General features: G+C 42.9%; 17 protein-coding genes. 7 read left to right on the top strand and 10 right to left on the bottom strand.

The genetic code is table 11. The features are described from left to right. Positions 1 to 21: 21 nt before the first annotated feature. Positions 22 to 1,188, bottom strand: coding sequence for a homogentisate 1,2-dioxygenase (locus BLQ87_RS17775; protein WP_074609410.1), 1,167 nt, complete (start codon positions 1,186 to 1,188; stop codon positions 22 to 24). 326 nt (positions 1,189 to 1,514) lie between these two features. Here BLQ87_RS17775 and BLQ87_RS17780 point away from each other — a divergent pair, with 326 nt between their 5' ends. Both BLQ87_RS17780 and BLQ87_RS17785 read left to right on the top strand, forming a co-directional pair. Next, complete coding sequence (locus tag BLQ87_RS17780) at positions 1,515 to 2,513, top strand: fumarylacetoacetate hydrolase family protein (RefSeq protein WP_074609412.1); 999 nt, start codon at positions 1,515 to 1,517, stop codon at positions 2,511 to 2,513. A 112-nt stretch (positions 2,514 to 2,625) separates the two neighbouring features. After that, positions 2,626 to 3,513 carry a flavin reductase family protein gene (locus BLQ87_RS17785; protein ID WP_074609414.1) on the top strand — a complete coding sequence of 296 codons (888 nt, stop codon included), beginning with the start codon at positions 2,626 to 2,628 and terminating at the stop codon, positions 3,511 to 3,513. Here the strand turns inward: BLQ87_RS17785 and BLQ87_RS17790 are convergent. The 8 genes from BLQ87_RS17790 to BLQ87_RS17825 all read right to left on the bottom strand — a co-directional run bounded on the left by BLQ87_RS17790 (position 3,508) and on the right by BLQ87_RS17825 (position 14,488). After that, positions 3,508 to 4,044 (bottom strand): C40 family peptidase, encoded by a 537-nt coding sequence (locus tag BLQ87_RS17790; protein ID WP_074609417.1) that lies wholly within the window; start codon positions 4,042 to 4,044, stop codon positions 3,508 to 3,510. The two genes, BLQ87_RS17785 and BLQ87_RS17790, sit on opposite strands and share 6 nt — an antisense overlap. 61 nt (positions 4,045 to 4,105) lie before the next feature. Then, positions 4,106 to 4,807 (bottom strand): SDR family NAD(P)-dependent oxidoreductase, encoded by a 702-nt coding sequence (locus tag BLQ87_RS17795; protein WP_074609418.1) that lies wholly within the window; start codon positions 4,805 to 4,807, stop codon positions 4,106 to 4,108. Further along, positions 4,808 to 6,586 carry an aromatic amino acid hydroxylase gene (locus BLQ87_RS17800; RefSeq protein ID WP_074609421.1) on the bottom strand — a complete coding sequence of 593 codons (1,779 nt, stop codon included), beginning with the start codon at positions 6,584 to 6,586 and terminating at the stop codon, positions 4,808 to 4,810. 116 nt (positions 6,587 to 6,702) lie between these two features. Further along, positions 6,703 to 7,188 carry a GtrA family protein gene (locus tag BLQ87_RS17805; RefSeq protein WP_074609424.1) on the bottom strand — a complete coding sequence of 162 codons (486 nt, stop codon included), beginning with the start codon at positions 7,186 to 7,188 and terminating at the stop codon, positions 6,703 to 6,705. Between the two features lie 2 nt (positions 7,189 to 7,190). Beyond that, a complete protein-coding gene (locus BLQ87_RS17810; RefSeq protein WP_074609426.1) occupies positions 7,191 to 9,119 on the bottom strand; it encodes an LTA synthase family protein in 1,929 nt (642 codons plus the stop codon). A 146-nt stretch (positions 9,120 to 9,265) separates the two neighbouring features. Further along, positions 9,266 to 10,789 carry an FMN-binding glutamate synthase family protein gene (locus BLQ87_RS17815; protein ID WP_074609428.1) on the bottom strand — a complete coding sequence of 508 codons (1,524 nt, stop codon included), beginning with the start codon at positions 10,787 to 10,789 and terminating at the stop codon, positions 9,266 to 9,268. A gap of 337 nt (positions 10,790 to 11,126) precedes the next feature. Continuing rightward, positions 11,127 to 11,834 carry a CAP domain-containing protein gene (locus BLQ87_RS17820; protein WP_074609430.1) on the bottom strand — a complete coding sequence of 236 codons (708 nt, stop codon included), beginning with the start codon at positions 11,832 to 11,834 and terminating at the stop codon, positions 11,127 to 11,129. A gap of 173 nt (positions 11,835 to 12,007) precedes the next feature. After that, positions 12,008 to 14,488, bottom strand: coding sequence for a TonB-dependent receptor (locus BLQ87_RS17825; protein ID WP_074609432.1), 2,481 nt, complete (start codon positions 14,486 to 14,488; stop codon positions 12,008 to 12,010). A 491-nt stretch (positions 14,489 to 14,979) separates the two neighbouring features. On the opposite strand from BLQ87_RS17825, the gene BLQ87_RS17830 reads away from it, so the two are divergent. The 5 genes from BLQ87_RS17830 to BLQ87_RS17850 are packed head-to-tail and all read left to right on the top strand — an operon-like array spanning position 14,980 to position 20,890. After that, the gene (locus BLQ87_RS17830) at positions 14,980 to 16,089 is read left to right on the top strand and encodes a porin (RefSeq protein WP_074609434.1); all 1,110 of its coding nucleotides are present in this window, start codon (positions 14,980 to 14,982) and stop codon (positions 16,087 to 16,089) included. A 19-nt stretch (positions 16,090 to 16,108) separates the two neighbouring features. Continuing rightward, a complete protein-coding gene (locus BLQ87_RS17835) occupies positions 16,109 to 17,539 on the top strand; it encodes an anion permease (protein ID WP_074609436.1) in 1,431 nt (476 codons plus the stop codon). Positions 17,540 to 17,549: 10 nt separating this feature from the next. Then, positions 17,550 to 18,227, top strand: a complete 678-nt coding sequence (locus BLQ87_RS17840; RefSeq protein WP_074609438.1) for a succinate dehydrogenase cytochrome b subunit — start codon at positions 17,550 to 17,552, stop codon at positions 18,225 to 18,227. Beyond that, positions 18,218 to 20,134 carry a fumarate reductase/succinate dehydrogenase flavoprotein subunit gene (locus BLQ87_RS17845; protein WP_074609440.1) on the top strand — a complete coding sequence of 639 codons (1,917 nt, stop codon included), beginning with the start codon at positions 18,218 to 18,220 and terminating at the stop codon, positions 20,132 to 20,134. Before BLQ87_RS17840 ends, BLQ87_RS17845 begins: the two co-directional genes overlap by 10 nt. 12 nt (positions 20,135 to 20,146) lie before the next feature. Further along, positions 20,147 to 20,890, top strand: coding sequence for a succinate dehydrogenase/fumarate reductase iron-sulfur subunit (locus tag BLQ87_RS17850; protein ID WP_074609443.1), 744 nt, complete (start codon positions 20,147 to 20,149; stop codon positions 20,888 to 20,890). A gap of 54 nt (positions 20,891 to 20,944) precedes the next feature. Here BLQ87_RS17850 and BLQ87_RS17855 read toward each other — a convergent pair whose 3' ends face one another. Continuing rightward, positions 20,945 to 22,426, bottom strand: a complete 1,482-nt coding sequence (locus BLQ87_RS17855) for a glycine--tRNA ligase (protein WP_074609445.1) — start codon at positions 22,424 to 22,426, stop codon at positions 20,945 to 20,947. Positions 22,427 to 22,442: the final 16 nt, after the last annotated feature.

A 22,442-nucleotide genomic window follows, 5' to 3' on the forward strand; every position in this document is an offset into this window, starting at 1 on the left:
TTAAATACGCTGTTTATCTGATTATTCTACGTTATGCTGCCAGCTTTTGTGATAGCTTTCATCCTCAATCTTTATCGCATCTTCCGTTAACATTAATGGACGGAAAGGATCAATCATTACGGCCAGCTCCTGAGTGCTTTCCTTACCGATTGATTTTTCTACCGTTCCCGGGTGTGGTCCATGAGGAATTCCACCCGGATGTAAGGTGATTTGTCCTTTGACCACGCTTTTTCTGCTCATAAAATCACCGTCTACATAATACAAAACCTCATCACTGTCCACATTGCTGTGGTTGTATGGTGCAGGAATGGAAAGTGGGTGGTAATCGTATTTACGTGGAACGAAGGAGCAGATCACGAAGTTATGTCCTTCAAAAGTCTGGTGTACAGGAGGTGGTTGGTGCAAACGACCGGTAATCGGTTCAAAATCATGGATAGAAAAAGCCCATGGATAATGGAAGCCGTCCCAGCCTACAAAATCAAAAGGATGTGTACCATAAATATAAGGGTACATCAAACCTTGTTTCTTGATCAGCACCTTAAAATCACCGACTTCATCAATGGTTTCCAGGTCTGTAGGGCGTTTAATGTCGCGCTCACAATATGGAGAATGTTCCATTAACTGTCCGTATTCATTTCTATAACGCTTTGGAGAGCGGATCGGACTGAAACTTTCTGTGATAAAGAGTCTGTTCGTCTCGTCATCGAATTCCATCTGATAAATCGTTCCTCTTGGGATCACCAGGTAATCTCCATAAGCAAAACGGATTTTCCCGAAGCCTGTTTTCAAGGTTCCGCTACCTTCATGAATGAAGATGACCTCATCCGCCTGACTATTTTTATAAAAATAATCGGTCATCGATTTTCTCGGCGCCGCTAAAGAGATGTGCAGATCACTGTTCACCAATACCGGTTTCCTGCTTTCCAGGTAATCGTCTTCCGGTTTCACATTAAATCCGATTAAGCTCGTATGCCGCAGGTGTTTCTCACGGGCGATTTTAGGCTCTACAGAATAGGGTTCCCCAAGGGATTTTACGATGGTTGGCGGGTGACAATGGTAAACCAGTGAATATAAGCTTGAAAACCCTTCAGTAGAAACTAGTTCTTCTGCGTATAAATTGCCATCTGGTTTTCTAAAAACGGTGTGGCGTTTCGCAGGAATGGTTCCTAAGGTATGATAAATAGGCATAGCAGTAGGTTATTTTGGTTAGAATAATATATATTAATAACGATAAAACGCGGAAAACGTTTTATAAAAGTAGCGGGAAAAGCTAAATGGAATATTGAGCAAAAATGATCTTGGAAAGCATCGCATACCGGAACGCCGCCAACGCTTGTCTGGCTACTTGATTTTGGTATGTGAGGTGCTGTATCATTTTGTTTGCGTCAGCTAAATTAAGGAATAAATCCAGTAATCAACAAACAATAAAAGAGATTTAATGGAGATAATTTTTTTATGCACATGGTTGCTGTAATTTTATATAGCTTTGAACAACTACATAAAAAACTGAGCATATGAAGCTGGTATCCTATAAAACAGAAGACAGAGAACACCTGGGTGTTTTTGTAAACGGACATATTTATAATCTGAATTCATGCGACAAGCAATTGCCAAATGAGATGAATGCTTTTTTAGCGGGCGGAGAGGAATTGATGGACCGTGCAAAAAAGATTGATGCACAAATTAAATCAGGTGAGATTGAACCTAAAGAAGAAGCTTTCTATGAACTGATCGCTCCCGTACCACACCCGACATCCTGCAGGGACGGATACGCCTTCCGTCAGCATGTAGCGGCGGCAAGAAGGAACCGTAAGGTGGATATGATTGCTGAATTTGATCAGTATCCTATCTTTTATTTCACCAACCATAATGCCATTCAAGGCCCCGGAGAGATCGAATGTATGCCCGATCATTTCCAAAAGCTTGATTTCGAGCTGGAAGTAGCGATTGTAATCGGTAAAAAAGGAAGAAACATCACCGCTGCAGAAGCTGATGATTATATCGCAGGTTATATGGTGATGAATGATATGAGCGCAAGAACCCTGCAAATGGAGGAAATGCTCCTGAATTTAGGCCCGGCCAAAGGAAAAGATTTCTCTACCGTAATCGGCCCATGGTTGGTTACTCCGGATGAATTGGCGCAATATAAAGTAGCTGCCAAACCTGGTCATACCGGAAATGCATACAACCTGAAAATGACTTGTACGGTAAACGGAGTGGAAGTATCTGCCGGTAATATGGCGGATATGGACTGGACCTTTGCGGAGATTGTAGAACGTTGCGCTTATGGCGTAGATATCCTTCCAGGCGATGTGATTGGTTCGGGAACAGTAGGTACAGGATGCTTCCTGGAACTGAACGGAACCGGATTACTGAACAACCCTGATTTCAAGCCGCAGTGGTTACAGGATGGCGATGTCGTGGAAATGGAAGTTACCGGACTTGGACATTTAAGTAATATCATTAAAAAAGTGGATTCAGATTTCTCTATCCTCGCTTTAAAGAAAAAATAAAACCATTCCCGTAAAGAGCAATTCTCTTTACGGGATTTCATACGTCCTGAAAACCATGTCCTGTGCTAAAAACAGGGATGATTACACCTCTCAGGCCTTTAAATAAAAGAATATGCTGACTATCGACGTCGCCGAACTTTCCCCTGCCCAGTTGCAGAATTACATGCAATATGCCATTGCGCCAAGACCAATCTGCTTTGCCACTACCATTGATAAGGATGGAAATATCAACCTGAGCCCTTTCAGTTTTTTTAACATGTTCAGTACCAATCCCCCTTTGTGTATCTTTTCTCCTGCGAGAAGGGTGCGGGACAACACCACTAAACATACCCTTGAAAATGTGCTGGAGGTAAAGGAATGTGTGATCAATATCGTCAACTATCCGATGGTACAGCAAATGAGCCTGGCCAGTACCGAATATGCAAAGGGCGTGAATGAGTTTGAGAAATCAGGCTTTACCATGTTGCCTTCACAATTGGTCAAACCACCAAGGGTGGCCGAAGCTCCGGTACAAATGGAATGTATCATCAGGGAAGTGATTCACCTTGGAGAAAACCCCGGTGCAGGAAACCTGATCCTGGCAGAGGTAAAACTCATCCATATCAAAGAAGAAATCCTCGATACGGAGGGGAAGATTGACCAGGCAAAGATAGACCTTGTAGCCCGTCTGGGTGGCGATTGGTATTGCCGCGTTACTCCGGAAAACCTGTTCAAAGTAGCGAAACCTTTAACCACACTGGGGATTGGTGTAGATGCTTTACCTTCGGCAGTAAGAAACTCGCATGTGCTGAGTGGAAACGACCTTGGTATGCTTGGCAATGTAGAACATTTGCCTTCGGCAGATGAAATAGATGCAATCAGGGATACCGGTCTTGTTAAAGAAGTATTAGATGCCACTATTGGCGATGCCAATAACCGGGAGCGTGAACTCCATGAACTGGCAAAACAATGGCTAAGCGAAGGAAAAGTGAATGAAGCCTTAAAAGTAGTGCTGTTATAAAATGCTGACTAGTTTCATGAATCGTTTTTTATAAAAACCTTCATTTAAGCTCGTAATCGTCACTCCTTTTTTACTACCGGAAGAGGAGTGAATGAATTTGATCTCATCGCCATCTATCGAATAGACGATGCCGACATGGCCAATCCTGCGGACCCTGCTGTTCGTTCCTGTAAATAAGATCACATCGCCTATCTGTGCATCTTCCAGATTTTTAGCTTCCCCTCTGGAGGCAAATTCTCTGGAAGAACGGGGTACTTTAAAGCCAAAGTTCTGAAACACATAGCTGACAAATCCGGAACAGTCGAAACCTCTCTTTGGGTTACTCGACGCATAACGGTAAGGGATTCCGATCATGGACTTTGCAAATTCCAACAGTCTGTTGGTCGACTGCGGCTTACTGGCAGGCATTGCCGGCGTAATTTCCATCAGTTTGGAAACCAGTTCTTTATATTGAACAGGAGTCGTGTTTTGCGATCTTGCTGCAAACATACTAAATGAAAGAAAGAGGGAAAGGATGATGCTTTTCTTCATAAGGATGGGCTAAAGGTATTAAAATATCTTTAGCCCGTTTATAATGTTGATAACTTGATGATTAAGGGGTGGTTACGGCTACAGGAAGCACTTTTCCGTTAAAAAACTTATGTCCTGTCTTTGCAAAATCAGCCACATACTTGCCCATTTCGAAAGCCATTACCGGAGATTGATAACCCGGAAATGCCTGTTCCAGCATTTCTGTCTGAGCAGAACCCAGCGCAAGGCAATTGATTTTTATTCCGGTATCTGCCAGTTCAAAAGCCAGGCATTCCGTTAACGTATGTAAGGCACCTTTACTCGAAGAATAGGCCGCAAGTCCCGGAAATTTAACGCTGCCCTGGAAGCCACCCATACTGCCGATATTTACAATATGGCTACCTGAAGTCATTAAAGGAAGCAGGTTCTGGATCATGTTAAAATGTCCCAGTACATTGCTTTCGAACATCTGGTATAAATCTGCTCCGCTCGTTTCCAGAAAGGGTTTATTGATCAGCGCGCCTGCATTGTTGATCAGAATGTCTACTGTTCCTAACCTTTCCTTTAAAAAAGGAAGCAATGCAGCATAATCATCATTTACAATGTCAAACTCTACCGGAAGTAATACGCAGTCAGGATTTATTCCCTTCGCGATTTCCAGTAATTTACGCAGTTTGTCCGCAGAACGGGCAATACATACGATTTTGTTGTCTTTATTCAGTGCAAACTCTAAGGCGGCTTCAAAGCCTATCCCACTGCTTGCACCTGTTAATACTATATTCATCTAATCTTCTTCAGTAATCAATTGACTCACCGGGTTTTCAATCACATGTAAACCATCTGTGATTAACTTACGGTAATCTGCTTCATTCGCAGCCTTTAGCTCCAGGTAGTCCCGTAACTCCTTCTCGAACGCAGAATCCAGCTTTTTATGATAAATAATCTCGAGAATTTCTAAAGTCGCCAACCAGTCGGAACGGTGTGCTGTCTTTAATTCTTCAAATAGCGCAATACATTTTTCATAATCTCTTTTCTCCTGTCTGATGGTCCGGATTGCTTCATAGATATCGTGCAGCTTTTGAGTTTTCTCATCGTAGCTCACTTTATGGGTCTGTTTATCACTGATATGGGTGATTTCTTCGTAAGCGTCTTTATCTGCTGCCCCGTTAAATACCGAGATGATTTTTTCACCTACTGCCATATCATAAGTACCCCATTCCGGTTGGAACAGCACGTTGCCATTGTTTTCCTTTACCGTACAATCTTCAAATGCGATCAGCACTGTTTTTTCGGCATGTCTGATGATTTCTTTTACGGTTCCTGTCAGATGAATCCCGCTGTCGAAAGTCAGATCCGAAGCTTGTCCTGTAGCAATCCCCAGGTCCTGAAGCTCAGAAAGGCTCAGATTTTCCAATACCAGGCCATTCAAACGGCCAACAGGGGAGGAGAATCCATCTTTATGGTAAAATTTACCATGTCCTTCCAGTTGTTTATTGTTTACCGCCAATGCCGATGGACCGGTTGTTTTTATAAAAGTAAGTTCATTTGCCGTATCTATGCCCATATCTGTAAAGACACCAGTCACCTGTAAACCAGAACTGTAAACCGCCGTTGCCGGATTTTTACATTCGATTGCTTTGGTCAGACTTTCTGCGCCACCACGTCTGAAGGCCATTGTATCTGCATACTGCTCTAAAACGTCGATCAGGTTTTGAAAAGTTGCGGTCACAAATAATTGCGGCTGCGGTTTAGTGATGTCATACTGTGCATTGATCGCATCAATGGTATACCACTTCTTTTCCACATCATCTTTCATGCAGCTGGAGCTTTCTCCAATAGAGGACAGTAAACCTGCGCCATAAATTTTAGGCTCTTCCAGTGTACCAATCAATCCATATTCCACGGTCCACCAATGCAGGCGGCCCAGGAGTGCCATTTCAGAAGGCTCGCCCATATTCTCGGCCACCACCTGTAAATGTTTTTCTGCTTTTGCGATTTCCTGTTCCGGAGCATCAGCAGATTCCTTTAAAATGGAAAGGTTACGGATGGCCTCATAAAGTTCAAAATCTTTCGAAGAGAACATTGCTTTAGCCCCGATAGAACCAAAATAGCTTAGGTAACTGTTGTAATCTGCGTCTGCAATAATTGGCGCATGTCCTGCCGACTCATGGATGATATCCGGAGCTGGTGTATATTCAATATGGTTAATCTGACGAATGTCTGCGGCAATCACCAATACCTGGTAAGCCTGGTATTCCATGAAAGCTGCAGGAGGAATAAACCCATCTACGGTAACTGCTCCCCAGCCTATTTTGCCAAGGTTATCGTTCATGGTTTGTAAATTGGGGATATACTCTATGCTCAGACCTGCGCGTCGTAAACCTTTAATATAAGGGTAATAGGCCACCTGTTTCAGGTAACTATAGTTCTGGCGCATTACATAGCGCCAAACTGCCTGATCGATTGGCGTATATTTTTCGTAATGCTGCTCTACAATAAATTGCCTTAAATGCTTTGGAAGCTTAGCTACTTGGGGATTGTTAAAGTCATTAAAATCACTCATTACGTGTGTTGGTTAGTGTTGAGCCCAATATAAGAAAATCTATGCCTTCCCCTTAAAAAAACGGGAATAGATTTCAGAAAAATAACGCGAAACAGACAAGTTGTGCAGTATTGTACTTATTTTCTGACCTTAAATGTAAAGTACTTTTGAGAAAAATAACTGAATACCGTAAGGACCACAGTAATGATAATCTTTGAAATTGTCGGATAAAAACCGAAGGCCTCTACCAGTACTTTCAGCATGGCGAGGTTCAGCAGGATGTTGGTTACAAATACAGAACCATAGCGAAAGAGCTGGATCCTTCCCTTGAGGTTTGACTTCGTGAAAATCAGGTATTTATTGAGGATAAAACCGATACAAAAGGTGATTAACGACTCAATGGCCAGTGCCGCTACCGGAGCAGTAATCAGACCGGGAAGAAAAGGAATGGAGAGCTTTACGTCTTTTTGATGTAAAATCCAGTTATAGGCAATATAATACACCACAATCCCCGATGCTGCGGTTGTACTTCCCGATACCAGATAACGGAAAGTATGAAGCGATAACCAGCGGGAAAAAGGAGGATAAAAAAAGTCTATTAATCTTAATAACGCTTTACGCATGCTTATTTGAAGGTTAATTTATTCTCTATCATCCTGTTGTTATATTGCTGTCTGAAGGCCTTTAAATTCTTTTCCAATTTCTCTGCGATCAGTGGTTCCTGTTTCAAAATATTGTGTTTAACCAGGCGGTCTGTTTTTAAGTTATAGAGTGCCAGATTGTCTTTTCCATCATTTACCAGGTAGTAATCACCCATGTAAAAATTGAAAGAACCATCGTTATTGTTCAGGACAAAGTTATCCGTTTTTTTATCAAAAGCATCAAAACCGAAAGAGAAATAAGGTTTGTCGTAATGCAGATAGTTCAATACGGTAGGCATAATGTCTATCTGTTGTACCAGTTTATCCGCTTTTCCTTTCAGTTCTCCTCCCGGGCGGTAAAACAGAATTGGAATCGAGAAATACCCCGGGGAGTTTTGGTATTCAGGCAAATAAGACACCGTTGCATGGTCTGCACAGAGTACAAACAGCGTGTTTTTATACCATGGCATTTTAGACGCTGTTCTAAAGAAATTGCGCAGGGCCATATCGGTATAACCAAGAGGTTCCTGTACCGGAAGTGGTCCTTTAGGGAATTTGCCAACGTATTCATCCGGCAGGCGGAAAGGGTGATGAGAAGATAAAGAGAAGAAACTGGCAAAGAAAGGTTGTTTCAGCGTATTCATTTCATTTGCCATATACTGCATATATGGATCATCCCATATCCCCCAGGTACCATCAGAATCACCTTTCTTCTGGTACTCATTTTGTCCGAAATACTTTTTAATCCCTGCAAGGTGGGTATAGGAAGAGAAACCCATGGAACCGTTTGGTGCACCATGGAAAAACGCCGTCTCATAACCTTTCTCTCCTAACAATTGGGCAATACTTGTGGTTTTATTGCCGGAATAGATCGAAAGGACGAAGGGTTCATTAATAGAAGGGATTCCGGTGATGACCGAAGGCAGGGCATCTATGGATTTACGCCCGTTGGCATAGGTATGTGTGAAGGTATAGCTTTCGCCCACAAGGGAATCCAGGAAAGGGGTATAGCCCTTATACTTGCCTTCCAGTAAGTCCTTATTAAGGCTGCCTACATGCTCCTTGCCCAGACTTTCAATAATCAGAAAAACGACATTTAACTTTTTAAAAGCAGCGGTATCCGCTGGCTGATGAATTGGGTTATAGATGGCATTCAGCGTTTGTTCATCGTAATAATTTACAGGTTTTAATTTGGAAACCCTAAGTGTCCTGATGATTGCGAAAGGTGTATTGAGCACCAGGCTCATCTGATCGGGAGTATCTACAAATTCGCCCGCATTGCTTAAAGTGATCGGTCTGGTGCCGAAGCCCCATCCGCCACGTACCCCTGTGATACACATTAAAGTGATCGCCAATAATAATCCAGTATGTAAAAGATAGATTGGCCAGGTAAACCTGACCGTATTTTTAACCTTTACCAATTGATAAAGTTTGTGGAAGGCCCAGATGAAAACCGCAAGGACGACCAACAGGTACCAGTAATCCTTTAAAAAGTCTACAAAGAGCTTAAATTTATTCTGCTCATTGCTGAACTGACCAAAAACTGTTGCAGTTGTTCTTTTTAAGGTGAATTTATAATATACGAAATCAATCAGATTGGCGATGATGCCAATGCTGTTGGTGATGATAAACAGCCATTTGCAAAACTTTTGAAAGCCTTCACTATAACGGAATGGGAAGGGGATCAAATGAAGCAGGATGTAAATCGCATTGATATAGATTAAGGCAGAAACATCAAATTTAAGTCCGCCCCAAAGCATATACAGGTATTTCGGGAAAGTAATGTTCTGAAAAAGCCCCTGATTAAAAAGGTAAAATCCAATTCTGCACAAGGTATATAGGAACAGCAATATCAGGAAGCGATAGGCCAATACCAGATAGAGGTTCAGCCCTGTAGTGTCTTTTCTTTTCAAAGTTTTGATTTTAACCCTGCAAATTTAAGTATTGATAATGATTTATTGATGTTTAATTAACTGGCTTGTTGTATATAGCATAAAAAGGCTATCCCCTTTTACAGAAGACAGCCCTTTTATCAGTTTTATGCTCGCGGGAGCCGCAGTTAAGAGAAATAGATCTCCTTGAAATTCAAGGTTTTTGTCGTGTCAATTCTTCTGTTAAAACGTTCCGGTTTAATCTCCGACAGGCTATCAAAACCACAGGCTTCCATTAACTCTACTGTCGCATGGACGGTATTTTTATGGAAATTTGCGACCCGGTGTTTTTTGTCGGTCACATCGATTCCTTTGAATAAACTCTTATCCTGCGTAGCGATACCTACCGGACATTTACCACTGTCGCATTTCAGGGCCTGAATACAACCTAAAGCCATCATCATCCCTCTGGCACTGTAGCAGGCATCTGCGCCAAGGGCGACCACCCTCATGATGTCAAATCCGGTGATGATCTTTCCTGAAGCCAGAATTTTAATGTCATCCCTGAGTCCGTATTTCTTCAAGGTAATGTTTACAAAGGAAAGGGCATCCAGTAAAGGCATCCCTACATAATCTGTATATTCAAGAGGAGCTGCTCCGGTTCCACCTTCTGCACCATCTACGGTAATAAAATCCGGAGAGATTCTGGTCAGCGACATCGCTTCACAGATGTCAACAAATTCCTGTTTGCTGCCGATACACAGCTTAAATCCTACAGGTTTTCCTCCGGAAAGTTCACGCAATTGCTGAATGAAACGCATCAGGCCTGTTGCATTAGAGAAAGTACTGTGTGCCGGAGGAGAAAGGATGGTTGTTCCTGCCACCACGTTTCTGATCTCTGCAATTTCAGGGGTGTTTTTCGCTGCTGGTAAAATACCACCATGTCCCGGTTTTGCACCCTGAGATAATTTCAGCTCAATCATTCTCACATACTCTCTTTTAGCGTTCTTTTGGAATAAAGCAGCGTCAAACTTTCCTTCCGCATCCCTGCATCCGAAATAGCCTGTACCTACCTGCCAGATCAGATCGCCGCCACCTTTAACGTGATAGGGACTGATTCCTCCTTCGCCGGTATTGTGGGCAAATCCATTGAGGTTGGCCCCATTACTTAAGGATTGGATCGCTGTTTTGCTCAACGCACCAAAACTCATCGCGCCAATGTTCAGGATACTCAGGTTGTATGGCTGTAAACAGGCTTGTCCGCCTACTTTTACGCGGAGGTCCATATTGGTTAACTTCTTAGGGTAAATGCTGTGTGATACCCATTCGTATCCTTCCTGATAAGGGTCTACCTGCATTCCAAAAGCAACGGTTTCTCGTTCATTTTTTGCCCTTTGGTAAACAATAGAGCGCTGGCGGCGGTTAAAAGGTTTTCCATCCAGTTCCGATTCGAAGAAATACTGACGCATTTCAGGTCTGATGGATTCAAAGAAATAACGCAAACGGCCAATTACCGGATAATTGCGCAATACGGCATGTTTCGACTGAAAACGGTCGTAGGCCAATGCGGTTACTAAAATAACCGGCAGGGCGATCAATAGGTGGAACGCAGATTTTTGATAAAATGCATTCACGATTAAAGCTACAGTGCCCAGTAAGGCGATCCAAAGAAATACTGTTCCAAGTATAGAACGAAATTCTTTTTGTTTCATAAATTGAGGATAAATAAAAGGAAAATGGTCAGACTGAGAGGAACATGATTTAAGAATCGTATGCCTTCAGCATGATTTAAATGGTGATTTTGATAAATGAACAGGCCCCTGAATCAACGAAATCTTATGTGGAAAGACTCGGGGCAAAGAGAATAAAATCTCTGCAGGTACTCTGAAAGGCAAAGCCAAAGGCATAATTGTCTCTAACATATCGGCGGAAACGCCTATACACAGTTATATATTTACCCTCACTTGCTTTCATCCGGGCAAAGCTCGGCACCTTTTTCTTCAATTCAAAGCAATTCAAAGCAATTCTAAGTTATTTAATTGTAAATAATTATTCCGGAAGGGAGACGAAGTCGATTACTGCACAATAACGGTAACGCCTATGAGGCTGAATACTCAATCCTATTGTGTTTAGTTTTGAGGAGGTATTCAGGATGAGCTTTCTATGGCCAAGATCTGCAACCCCCTTGTCGAGCAATAACATACAGACGTTGGATAAGCCAGAAGTAAAGCCGAAAGCCAGGCATTCTCCGTTTGATTTATTGGGATATACCTTTCCAATGCGTTGTTGAACGGTACGCCCATCTTTGGAATTATGTCCTGCAAAATTATTTCTGTTCAGGTCTTTTGCATGTGATTTCGCCACGTTGCTGAGCGCTTCATCGGGCCAGAATACTGGAAAATCCTTCACCTTCTCCAGATCTCTGCGCAGACTTCTGTAATAATTGTCGTTCCTGTTTACCTTTACTTCATTGTAATTTCCGTATTGCTGCATTTGCAGGTTATGGGCATCAACAAATTCCTGAAAATAGGTGTCGAAAAACTTAGCACCGTCCATTCTGGCGAGGTTCATGTAAATGACCATATCTTTTTCTTCGGCTGTCAGGTAGTCTACATTGCCCGCAGTATTGGCCATTTTCAACTCCTCTCTTGTCCAGCTGTCGTCGGGATCTGATTTTTTGGATGAAGCAGAAGAGCCGGAAGAACCGGGAGAAAGCAGGGGGAATAAGAAACAAAGGGCAATTGTGATTATTTTCATTCGTGGTTATTGTGCTTAAATGCTAAGGTGATAAAGCATTTATCAGCGTTTTAACGCAAAAAACCGGCCATATTGTATACTATTGATTTTATTATTTTATGAAGTACAGGATTGGCTGACAAAGAAAAAGGATGTCTTTTGGGGACATCCTTTTTCAATAGAAACAATTGTTTTTAGAATTTATAGCTCAGTGTAGTGATAAACTGTCGTGGTGCAATCGGGTTCACACTGTAGTTTTCATGAACAAAATAATTCAGTTCATTGGTGATATTGGCTACTTTGGCTAACAAGGAAAGCTTTTTCCAGGAATAGCCGGCGGAAAGGTCGAAGGTGGTAAAGGCACCTAACGGGATAATCCCTGTTGAGGTTCCTGATTTATTGGTATTTCTTCCACCATTACGATCTCCGGTATAGTAGGCCGAAGCACCTAATTTAAGTCCTTTAAGGTCTCCATTCTGAAGGGTATAAAAAAGGGAAGCATTGGCCGTATTTTTTGTCGTCCCTACCAGACGTTCTCCTTCTTTGATTCCTCCGGGAATGATTACTTTGCCCGTATTATCTTTGGTCTCTTCCAGGGTTTTTTTATAACGCATAAAGTTATAGCTGTATCCTGCAAGAAAGTTCAGTCCTTTTACGATGGTTCCTGTGATGTCCAGTTCTAAACCATCACTGGCGGTCTTTCCGGTAAATTCTTTTCTATTGGTATCTGAATTTGGCATCCCCTGGGCATCGAACAATGCGGTTTGCGCAAACTTATTGTTAAGGATTCTATAAACGGTAAGGTTTGCGGACAATCTGCCATCCAGAAAGTCATTTTTAATACCGGCTTCATACTGATCAATAATGGAGGGATCCATTGGTGAATTGGTATTGATGTCAAGGCCGGCATTTGAGGTGAAGTTATTCGCATAGCTTACGTAAACAGAGGTCGTTTTAAAGGGCTCGTAGATTAAGCCGACTTTAGGTGAAAAAGCACTTTCTGTTTTTGATTTGTCAATTCCATTTTTGTTGATCGTTTTTTGTCCGGTCAGGTAATCAGTCGTGGCCGTCCTCGGTGTCTTCTGGAAGGTATAACGAATTCCTGCCAATACTTTAAACTGATCTGTTACTGCCACTAAATCCTGGATAAAAGCACCCATTCTGTAGATTGGAGTCTGGGTATCTGAAATTAGCGGAGTTTCAGGAAGGTTATTATTGGAAGGGATATTAAAGCTTGATCCATTGGTGATGTTCACCTGATCATAGTATTTGCTTTTAGTTACAGGGTCGGTCAGGTTATTAGGAACGGAGTATCCATAAGCCTTGGTTTTTGACTGATCTGCATCAGCTCCAACGAGGATGGTATGTTGTATACTCCCGGTTTTAACTGATCCGTTTAAATTGATCTGTTGATTGAAAGTAGTTTCTTCTGTCTTTGAGCGGGTAAGTGCACGGTTCCAGGTACCATCTTGAGCGGCAAAGGGACGTTCCGAAGAAAAGTAATTCCTGTTGTAGGATTGAAGTGCTGCAATTACATTCAATTTCCAGTTGTCATTGAATTTATGAGTCAGGTTTGCCTGGGCAGTGGTTGTATTGGTTTTATTGTATGCCCATTGTGTGTTTAGGAATACATTTCTTCCAATATTTTGTGGAAGCTTATTTCCAACAGTACCGATTCCAAAATCAGGTGTAAAATCACTTTTCAGGTAATCTCCCTGAATGAGAATTTCCGTATTTTTCCCTGCATTATACAATAGGGAAGGATTTACATACACTCTTTTGGAAGTTACATCATCTCTGAAACTCCCTGCATTTTCGTAGTTTCCAATCACGCGGAAGGCAAGATCTTTGGCAATTGGCCCATAGATGTCTGCAGTTGGCTTATACAGATCATAGCTTCCGGCACGCATGGAAACTTCTCCACCATAGTTGAATTTAGGTTTTTTAGTGATCATGTTGACCACCGCTCCACCTGAAACACCACCATATAGTAAGGCGGCACTTCCTTTTAGTATTTCTATTGATTCCAGGGTGCTTGTTTCAGGCATACCACCTGTAGTGGTGCGTGCACCGTTTTTAAATACGTTGTTTGTACCCAGAGCGTAGCCACGTGCATAAAAAGTTTCTCCGTTAACACCGCCACGGTTTGCACCGAAGGCAACGCCGTTTACATTTTTTAGGGCATCACTCAATCTGTTCATCTGCTGATCTGCAATCGTTACACTGCTAATGAGCTGAACGGCTTGAGGAAGATCTCTTGGCGATATAGCGATTTTACCTAACGTAACAGGTTTAAGATTCTGACTGTTGGTACCTGCGATGATCACCTCATTCAATTCTGAAGAGTTTTCTGACAGGATAAAGTCTACGGTCGCAGTTTGTCCTTCAGTAACTGTTACCTTTTGAGATTGCACCTGTAAACCCACATAAGAGGTCTTTATAGTATATTCAGCTGCCTTTAGATTGTGGAAGCTAAAAGTTCCATCTTCTTTTGTCAAGGTTCTTCTGTTGTTTTCGATAATCTGAACGTTAACGTATCCGGCAGGTTGTCCATCTTTGGACCTTACTTTACCAGTAATGCTTCCCCTTGCCGGGGCAGATGCGAGTTGTGCGAATGTATTTGCAGATAAAATTAAAAGTAGCGTAAAGCTAAGTAGTTTGTAGAGGTGTTTCATTTGCTTATTTAGACTTAATCTAACGAACGGCAAATGTACTTCCTGATTTTGATATGACCAAATTTATCTGGATTAATTTTAAATAGTGCGAATCTGAGGCAGATAACCCATTCTAATCACCTTTAGAGGTGGTTGTTAGAAAAAACATAAAAATATTTTTGCACAGATATAATAATCTGAATGTATGAGCGTCTATATATGTGAGAGCGTTAATTTAAACGGGGAGGCTTCGGACGAGGCTTCCCCGTTTTCCTTATAAAGGCTTCCCGTCCAATTCTGGTTTCTTTTGATAAAAAGATGTCCTCTTTAATTCCTTTATTATCCCCATAAAACTACATCATCAATGTCCTGAAGGCCAGAAACTTTTAGGGAATCCCAGGCTTTTAACCTTTTTTATTTTTCAGAAGAAGGAAAAAAAATCTCAAATAAATGTTACCTTTCAGTAGGTATTCGATACTTTTTGAGTTTTTTCATCCCTTAACTTAAATATAATGAAGTTCAATCTAACGCTGCTTTTCCTCCTTTGTTTGCCTTTTCTATCAAATGCCCAGGGGATTGATATTCCGGTAACCTCCAAAACTAAACTCAACTTTTCGGGAATGCTGCAAAGTCAGTTCAATTACTCATTGGATGATGATATTGACATTAAAGGATTGCACCATTCGGGTGATGAACAGGTTTCTCATAATTCTTTTTCCGTCAAAAGAGCACGGTTACAACTCAACGCCACCATCAGCGACCGCATCAATGCGGTTATCCTGGTGAATTTTGGTGATTTTACCGGAAACCCCCAAAATAAAGTACTTGAAAATGCCTTTATCAAATACAGCATCAATGACTATGTGAACTTTCAGTTCGGTCAGTTTCGCCCGCAGTTCGGACAAGAGGACAATTATCCGGTAGATTTTGTACAGTCTATAGATTATTCCAATCAGTATTACCTGTTTGGGGGGAACAGCTGGCAGAGTTTCCAGATTGGTGCTAGTTTCTCCGGTAAAATCAAAGACATTGCTGTTCCTATTGAATATGCTATAGGCATTTTTAACGGCAATAACCGGAATACCGTCGACAACGACGATGGCAAGATTTTTCCCGCACGACTGGTTTTTGGGCTGAATAAAGAAACACATTTGGGGCTCAGCGGAGGAGCCGGTAAAAATATGGGACAGAAGATCTGGGCTTATGGAATAGACCTGGACTATAAAAAACAACTCAATGAAAAATGGGGGATAAAATTCACCTCCGAATACAAACAGGGAATCAATAGTCAGGAATTCTTTAACCAGACAAGCCCTGTGATTCCGGTCAGCCGCTATGCGATGAGAGGGATTTATGTCTTGCCAAATGTCAGTTACAGCTTCAAAAATACAAGACTGAAAGACCTGGAATTTGCCTTTCGTTACGAATATCTGGATGCCGATTTTAAGCAGTCGGGCAATGCCAGACAAACCTACATCCCTATGCTTAGCGCTTCTTTTGCCGAGGCCTATGCGATCCGCGTTCAGCTTGGTCTGATGATGGACAGGTATCAGAGAAATATACCAAACACCACAGAATACAATACCAACAGGGTGATCTGCCAGGTGCAGGCGCGCTTTTAACGAACTAATACGACAAACTATGCAAGAAATTAACTACAAAATGATGCTGGTCACCCTGGCTTTTGGGGCCATTATTTGGTTTTTACCCATCCCGGATGGTGTTAAGCCGGAAGCATGGCATCTGCTCGCTATTTTTCTTGGAACGATCCTGGGGATCATCCTTAAAGCGGCTTCGATGGGAACGATGTCCATGATCGCTATCGCTACTGTGGCCTTGTCGGGTGTCCTTGCACCGGGAAATCCGGGTAAGTCCATCACTTTAGCTTTGAGTAGTTTCGGAGATAAGGTGATCTGGCTGATTGGAATTTCCTTTTTTATCGCCCGTGGCTTTATTAAAACCGGATTGGGCAGCAGGATTGCTTATCTTTTTGTCCGGGTTTTTGGTCGCAGTTCTTTAGGTTTAGGCTATGGGCTCGGACTGGCAGATCTGGTACTTGCACCAGCCATTCCAAGCAATACGGCCCGTGGCGGTGGAATTATCTATCCCATCATGAAAGCAATGGCCTTAAATTTTGGCTCTGTCCCGGAACAACCGGAAACACACCGGAAACTGGGCGCTTACCTGAGTTTGAGTTGTTATAACATCAATCTGGTTACTTCTGCTATGTTTCTTACCGGAACGGCGAGTAACCCGATGTGTCAGAAATTTGCCGCCGACCTCGGCATTCACATCACCTGGATGTCCTGGATGTGGGCAGCCATTGTTCCGGGGATCATCTCGCTGATCGCTGTGCCTTATATCCTTTACAAAATATATCCGCCAGAGCTCAAAAAAACCAGTGGGGCGACACAAATGGCGACAGAGAAATTGAAAGAGATGGGAGCGGTGACCAGGAATGAATGGCTCATGCTCACCGCTTTTGTGGTCCTGCTTTTTCTATGGATTACCGGAGATCTCTTTAAAATTGACGCAACGACGACGGCCTTTATCGGCCTGGTATTCCTATTGCTTTCCAGGGTCCTCACCTGGGAAGATGTGAAAAGTGAAAAAGGAGCATGGGATACCATTGTATGGTTTTCGGCACTGGTGATGATGGGGAGCGCGTTGAATCAACTGGGTTTGATTCCCTGGTTCAGCAACCTGGTGAAAGCCAAAATTGGAGGCATGAGCTGGACAATGGCCTTTCCGATCATTATCCTGGTTTACTTCTATAGCCACTATCTTTTTGCAAGCGCTACGGCACATGTGGCTTCCATGTATGCGGCATTGCTGGGGGTAGGCATCAGTATTGGGATTCCGCCGATGCTGCTGGCCTTATCGCTCGGTTTTTGCGGAGGAATATTTGGAACCTTAACCCATTATGGACATGGTCCGGCACCTGTGTTTTTTGGCAGTACCTATGTAGAGGTGAAGGACTGGTGGTCGCGCGGGTTCATCTTAAGTATCTTTTTCCTGATCATCTGGATGGGCATCGGAGGCCTCTGGTGGAAAGCGATTGGTTTATATTAAATGAAATAGAATGGAGCACACTTTATCTACCCTGATGCGCAAAACGCTGATGGCCTTAACGGGATTATTTCTTTGCTTTTTTCTGGTGATTCACCTGTTGGGAAACTTGCAGCTGCTATTGCCGGCGGTACAGGCAAAGGAAAGTTTTAATGGCTATTCTCAGCTGCTCTCCGGGAATATTTTTATCAAGATCATTTCCTATGTTTTATATACTTCCCTAATTGTCCATTGTCTGGACGCCCTGGTGATCACGCTTAAAAACCGAAAAACAGCAGGTAAATATGCCGTTGATAAAAGAGGGGCATCAAGCAAATGGTATTCCCGGAATATGGGGATTTTAGGGACATTGATCCTGATCTTTCTGGTTTTTCATTTTAAAGATTTCTGGTATCAGTATAAATTCGGCACATTGCCAGTGGACGAATACGGTCATAAAGATTTGTACACCATCGTGATTGCTGCCTATCAGGACTGGTGGTATGTACTTTTTTATGTGCTTTCTATGTTTGCATTGGGCTATCACCTTTTACATGGCTTTTTCAGCGCGGCCCGTTCTCTGGGTGTTTACCATCCAAAATACGTTTCCTGGATCAGGGTCTTCGGCAGGGGGTATAGCTATGTCATCACCGCAGGATTTGCCATTATCCCGATCTACGTTTACTTAACTCAGCATGTATCATGGAATTAAATGCAAAAATACCTCCCGGCCCCTTAAAAGATAAATGGAGTTTTTATAAAGATCATGCAAGACTGGTTAATCCTGCCAACAGGAAAAAACTGGAAGTAATTGTCGTCGGTACCGGACTTGCCGGAAGTGCTGCCGCCGCATCGCTGGCAGAAATGGGATATAAGGTCAAATCTTTTTGTTTCCAGGATTCTGCGAGAAGGGCGCATTCTGTAGCAGCGCAAGGTGGGGTAAACGCAGCCAAGAATTATAAAAATGACGGGGATAGCGTGTACCGCATGTTTTACGATACGATCAAGGGAGGGGATTTCCGTTCCCGGGAAGCCAATGTTTACCGCCTGGCAGAGTGTTCCGCACAGCTGATAGACCAGGCAGTAGCACAGGGCGTGCCTTTTGGCAGGGAGTATGGCGGCTATTTAAACAACCGCTCCTTTGGAGGGGTACAGGTGAGCCGGACTTTTTATGCAAGGGGACAAACCGGACAACAATTGTTATTGGGTGCCTATCAGGCATTGATGAGACAGGCTGCGGCAAAAACAGTCACGCTTTATACCCGTCATGAGATGCTGGATCTGGTACTTGTGGATGGAAAAGCAAGGGGAATCATCGTCAGAAATCTGGACACAGGAGAAATTGAGCGTCATTCTGCAAATACAGTGATCCTGGCCACAGGAGGCTTCGGTAAGATCTATTATTTATCTACGCTGGCGATGGGTTGTAATGCTTCTGCCATTTGGCGGGCACATAAGAAAGGCGCATTCATGGCTTGTCCAAGCTGGACTCAGGTTCATCCGACCTCGCTTCCACAATCCGGAGATTACCAGAGCAAACTAACCCTGATGTCTGAATCCCTGCGCAATGACGGGCGGATTTGGGTACCCTCAAAGCCGGAAGAGAAAAGAAAACCAAATGATATTCCTGAGAATGAACGTGATTATTACCTGGAACGCCGGTACCCTGCTTTTGGAAATTTGGCGCCGAGGGATATTTCTTCCAGAGCTGCCAAAGAGCGTATCGATGCCGGATTCGGCGTCGGGCCACAACTGAATGCCGTTTATCTGGACTTTTCTAAAGCAATAAAAGAACAGGGGAAAGAAAAGATTCAAGAAAAATATGGAAATCTGTTTGATATGTACCGTAAAATTACGGCCACAGACGCGTATTCAGAACCAATGATGATCTCGCCGGCAGCCCATTTTTCTATGGGTGGACTATGGGTGGATTATGAACTGATGACCACTATTCCGGGTTTATTCGCCCTTGGTGAAGCAAATTTTGCAGACCATGGCGCAAATCGTCTTGGGGCAAACTCCTTGTTGCAGGCTTGTGTGGATGGTTATTTTGTTGCGCCTTATACGGTTTCCAATTACCTCGCAGGAGAGATTCATTCCCCGAAACTGGAAACGGATGCGCAGGAGTTCATAGATGCGGAAGTGCAGGTGAGGGCGCATCTTGGGAAATTACTAGCGATTAACGGAACTAAAACCGCCGATCATTACCATAAAACATTGGGCAAACTGCTGTATGATTATTGCGGACTGTCCAGAAGTAAAAAAGGATTGTTGTATGCCATTGATGAAATAAAAAAACTACGCGAAGATTTCTATCAACACCTTAAGGTTCCGGGAACGGAGGAAGAAATGAATGGTGAACTGGAAAAAGCAGGGCGGATCAGTGATTACCTCGAAGTAGCAGAACTGATGTGTCAGGATGCTTTAACAAGGGACGAATCCTGTGGGGCTCATTTCAGGGAAGAATACCAGACTCCGGAGGGAGAAGCATTGAGGAACGATGAGGAGTTTTGTTTTGTATCTGCCTGGCAATGGCAAGGGGAGAACAGGGAAGAGCGGTTGGTTCCCGAACCGCTGCATTTTGAAAATGTGGAATTAACAGTGAGAAGTTACAAATAATCAAACCGGGTTATGAAGATCAATTTGAAAATATGGAGGCAAACTGATGCCGGAAGTCCTGGGCATTTAGTCGATTATCAGCTGGATAATGTCATCCCTCACATGTCCTTTCTGGAAATGATGGATACACTGAACGAACAACTTATCCTGAGTGGAGACCGTCCGGTGGAGTTTGACCACGATTGTCGGGAAGGAATCTGTGGCCAATGTGGGATGATGATCAATGGACGTGCACATGGACCAATCCCTCACCTCACCACCTGTCAGCTGCACATGCGGGAATTCAAAGATGGGGATACGATCTATGTCGAACCTTTCCGGGGTAAAGCTTTTCCGGTAAAAAGAGACCTGCGGGTAGACCGCTCAGCATTCGACCGGATCATTATGGCAGGAGGTTTTATCTCGGTAAATACGGGACAGGCACCGGAGGCAAACGGAATTCCGGTAAGTCATGAACATGCAGAATCTGCTTTTGATTCTGCAGCTTGTATCGGCTGCGGTGCCTGTGTGGCTACCTGTAAAAATTCCAGTGCAGCATTATTTACTTCAGCAAAAATTGCGCACCTGGCCAAATTGCCGCAGGGCAAGATAGAGTCCAGAAAAAGGGTGCTTTCCATGGTAGAACAGATGGACATAGAGGCCTTTGGCCATTGTACGAATACGGAAGCTTGTGAAGTGGAATGTCCTCAGAACATTTCTGTGCTGAATATTGCGAGGATGAATTGGGAATATACCCTGAGTAAAGTTTTGAAATAAAAAATCCGGTGTTATTTTCTAACACCGGATTTTTTATAAGTATGTTTTTATCGCTTATTGCAATAAGTTTCTCCAGCTCACTTTGCTTGAGATTAAAGACTCCAGGTCTTTAATGTCTATGCGTTGTTGTTCCATGGTATCACGATGACGGATGGTTACCGTATCGTCTTCCAGGGTCTGGTGATCTATCGTCAGACAGAATGGGGTACCGATGGCATCTTGTCTGCGGTAACGTTTTCCAATTGCATCTTTTTCTTCATATATACAGTTGAAATCAAGTTTTAAACTGTTCATGATTTCTCTTGCTTTTTCCGGTAAACCGTCTTTTTTGGTTAATGGGAAGATGGCTACTTTTACTGGTGCTAAACAAGGATGTAAGCGTAGTAAAGTTCTGCTGTCTTGTTTTTCTCCATCGCTCAGGTCCTGCTCTTCAAAAGCATTGATCATCGTTAAGAGGAACATGCGGTCTAAACCAATAGAAGTTTCGATCACATAAGGAATATAGTTTCCATAAGGTTTTCCTTCTTCATTCAGTTCTGCATCAAAATACTGCATTTTCTTGTTAGAGAACTTCTGGTGTTGCGTAAGGTCGAAATCTGTACGGCTGTGAATACCTTCTACTTCTTTAAATCCAAAAGGGAATTCAAATTCGATATCTGTAGCGGCATTGGCATAATGTGCCAGTTTCACATGGTCATGGTAACGGTATTTCTCTGCAGGAGTACCCAATGCCTGGTGCCATTTTAAACGCGCTTCTTTCCAGTAAGCAAACCATTTTGCATCTTCACCCGGACGAACAAAGAATTGCATTTCCATTTGTTCAAATTCACGCATTCTCATGATGAACTGACGGGCAATAACTTCATTTCTGAAGGCCTTTCCAATTTGTGCAATTCCGAAAGGAATTTTCATTCTTCCTGATTTCTGCACGTTTAAGAAGTTCACAAAAATACCTTGTGCCGTTTCCGGACGTAGGTATACTTCATCAGATCCTTCTGCCATTGCACCAAACTGAGTGCTGAACATCAGGTTGAACTGGCGTACTTCAGTCCAGTTTTTGGTTCCGCTTACCGGGCAGGCAATCTCATGCTCCTCGATTAATAGTTTTAAACGTGGAAGGTCTTCTGCCTGTAAAGCATTGTCCATATCGGCCTGCAATTTTGCAGCCTTTTCTGTTTTTCCGTCTTTTTCGTAGCGGGCAATTTTATCTTCTAACAACTGATCGGCACGATAGCGTTTTTTAGAGTCTTTGTTATCGATCATTGGATCGTTAAACCCATCTACGTGTCCGCTGGCTTTCCATACTTTCGGGTGCATAAAGATTGCAGAATCTATTCCTACAATGTTTTCATGCATCTGAACCATAGATTTCCACCAATAAGTTTTAATGTTGTTCTTTAGTTCAGCGCCTAGTTGTCCGTAGTCATATACAGCACTTAGTCCATCATAAATCTCGCTGCTTTGAAATACAAAACCGTATTCCTTGGCGTGTGATATTACATTTTTAAATTGTTCGTCGTTAGTATTCTTTGCCATAGTGATGCAAATATAG

The organism is Pedobacter steynii, assembly GCF_900103665.1.
GTDB classification, from domain to species: Bacteria; Bacteroidota; Bacteroidia; order Sphingobacteriales; family Sphingobacteriaceae; genus Pedobacter; species Pedobacter steynii.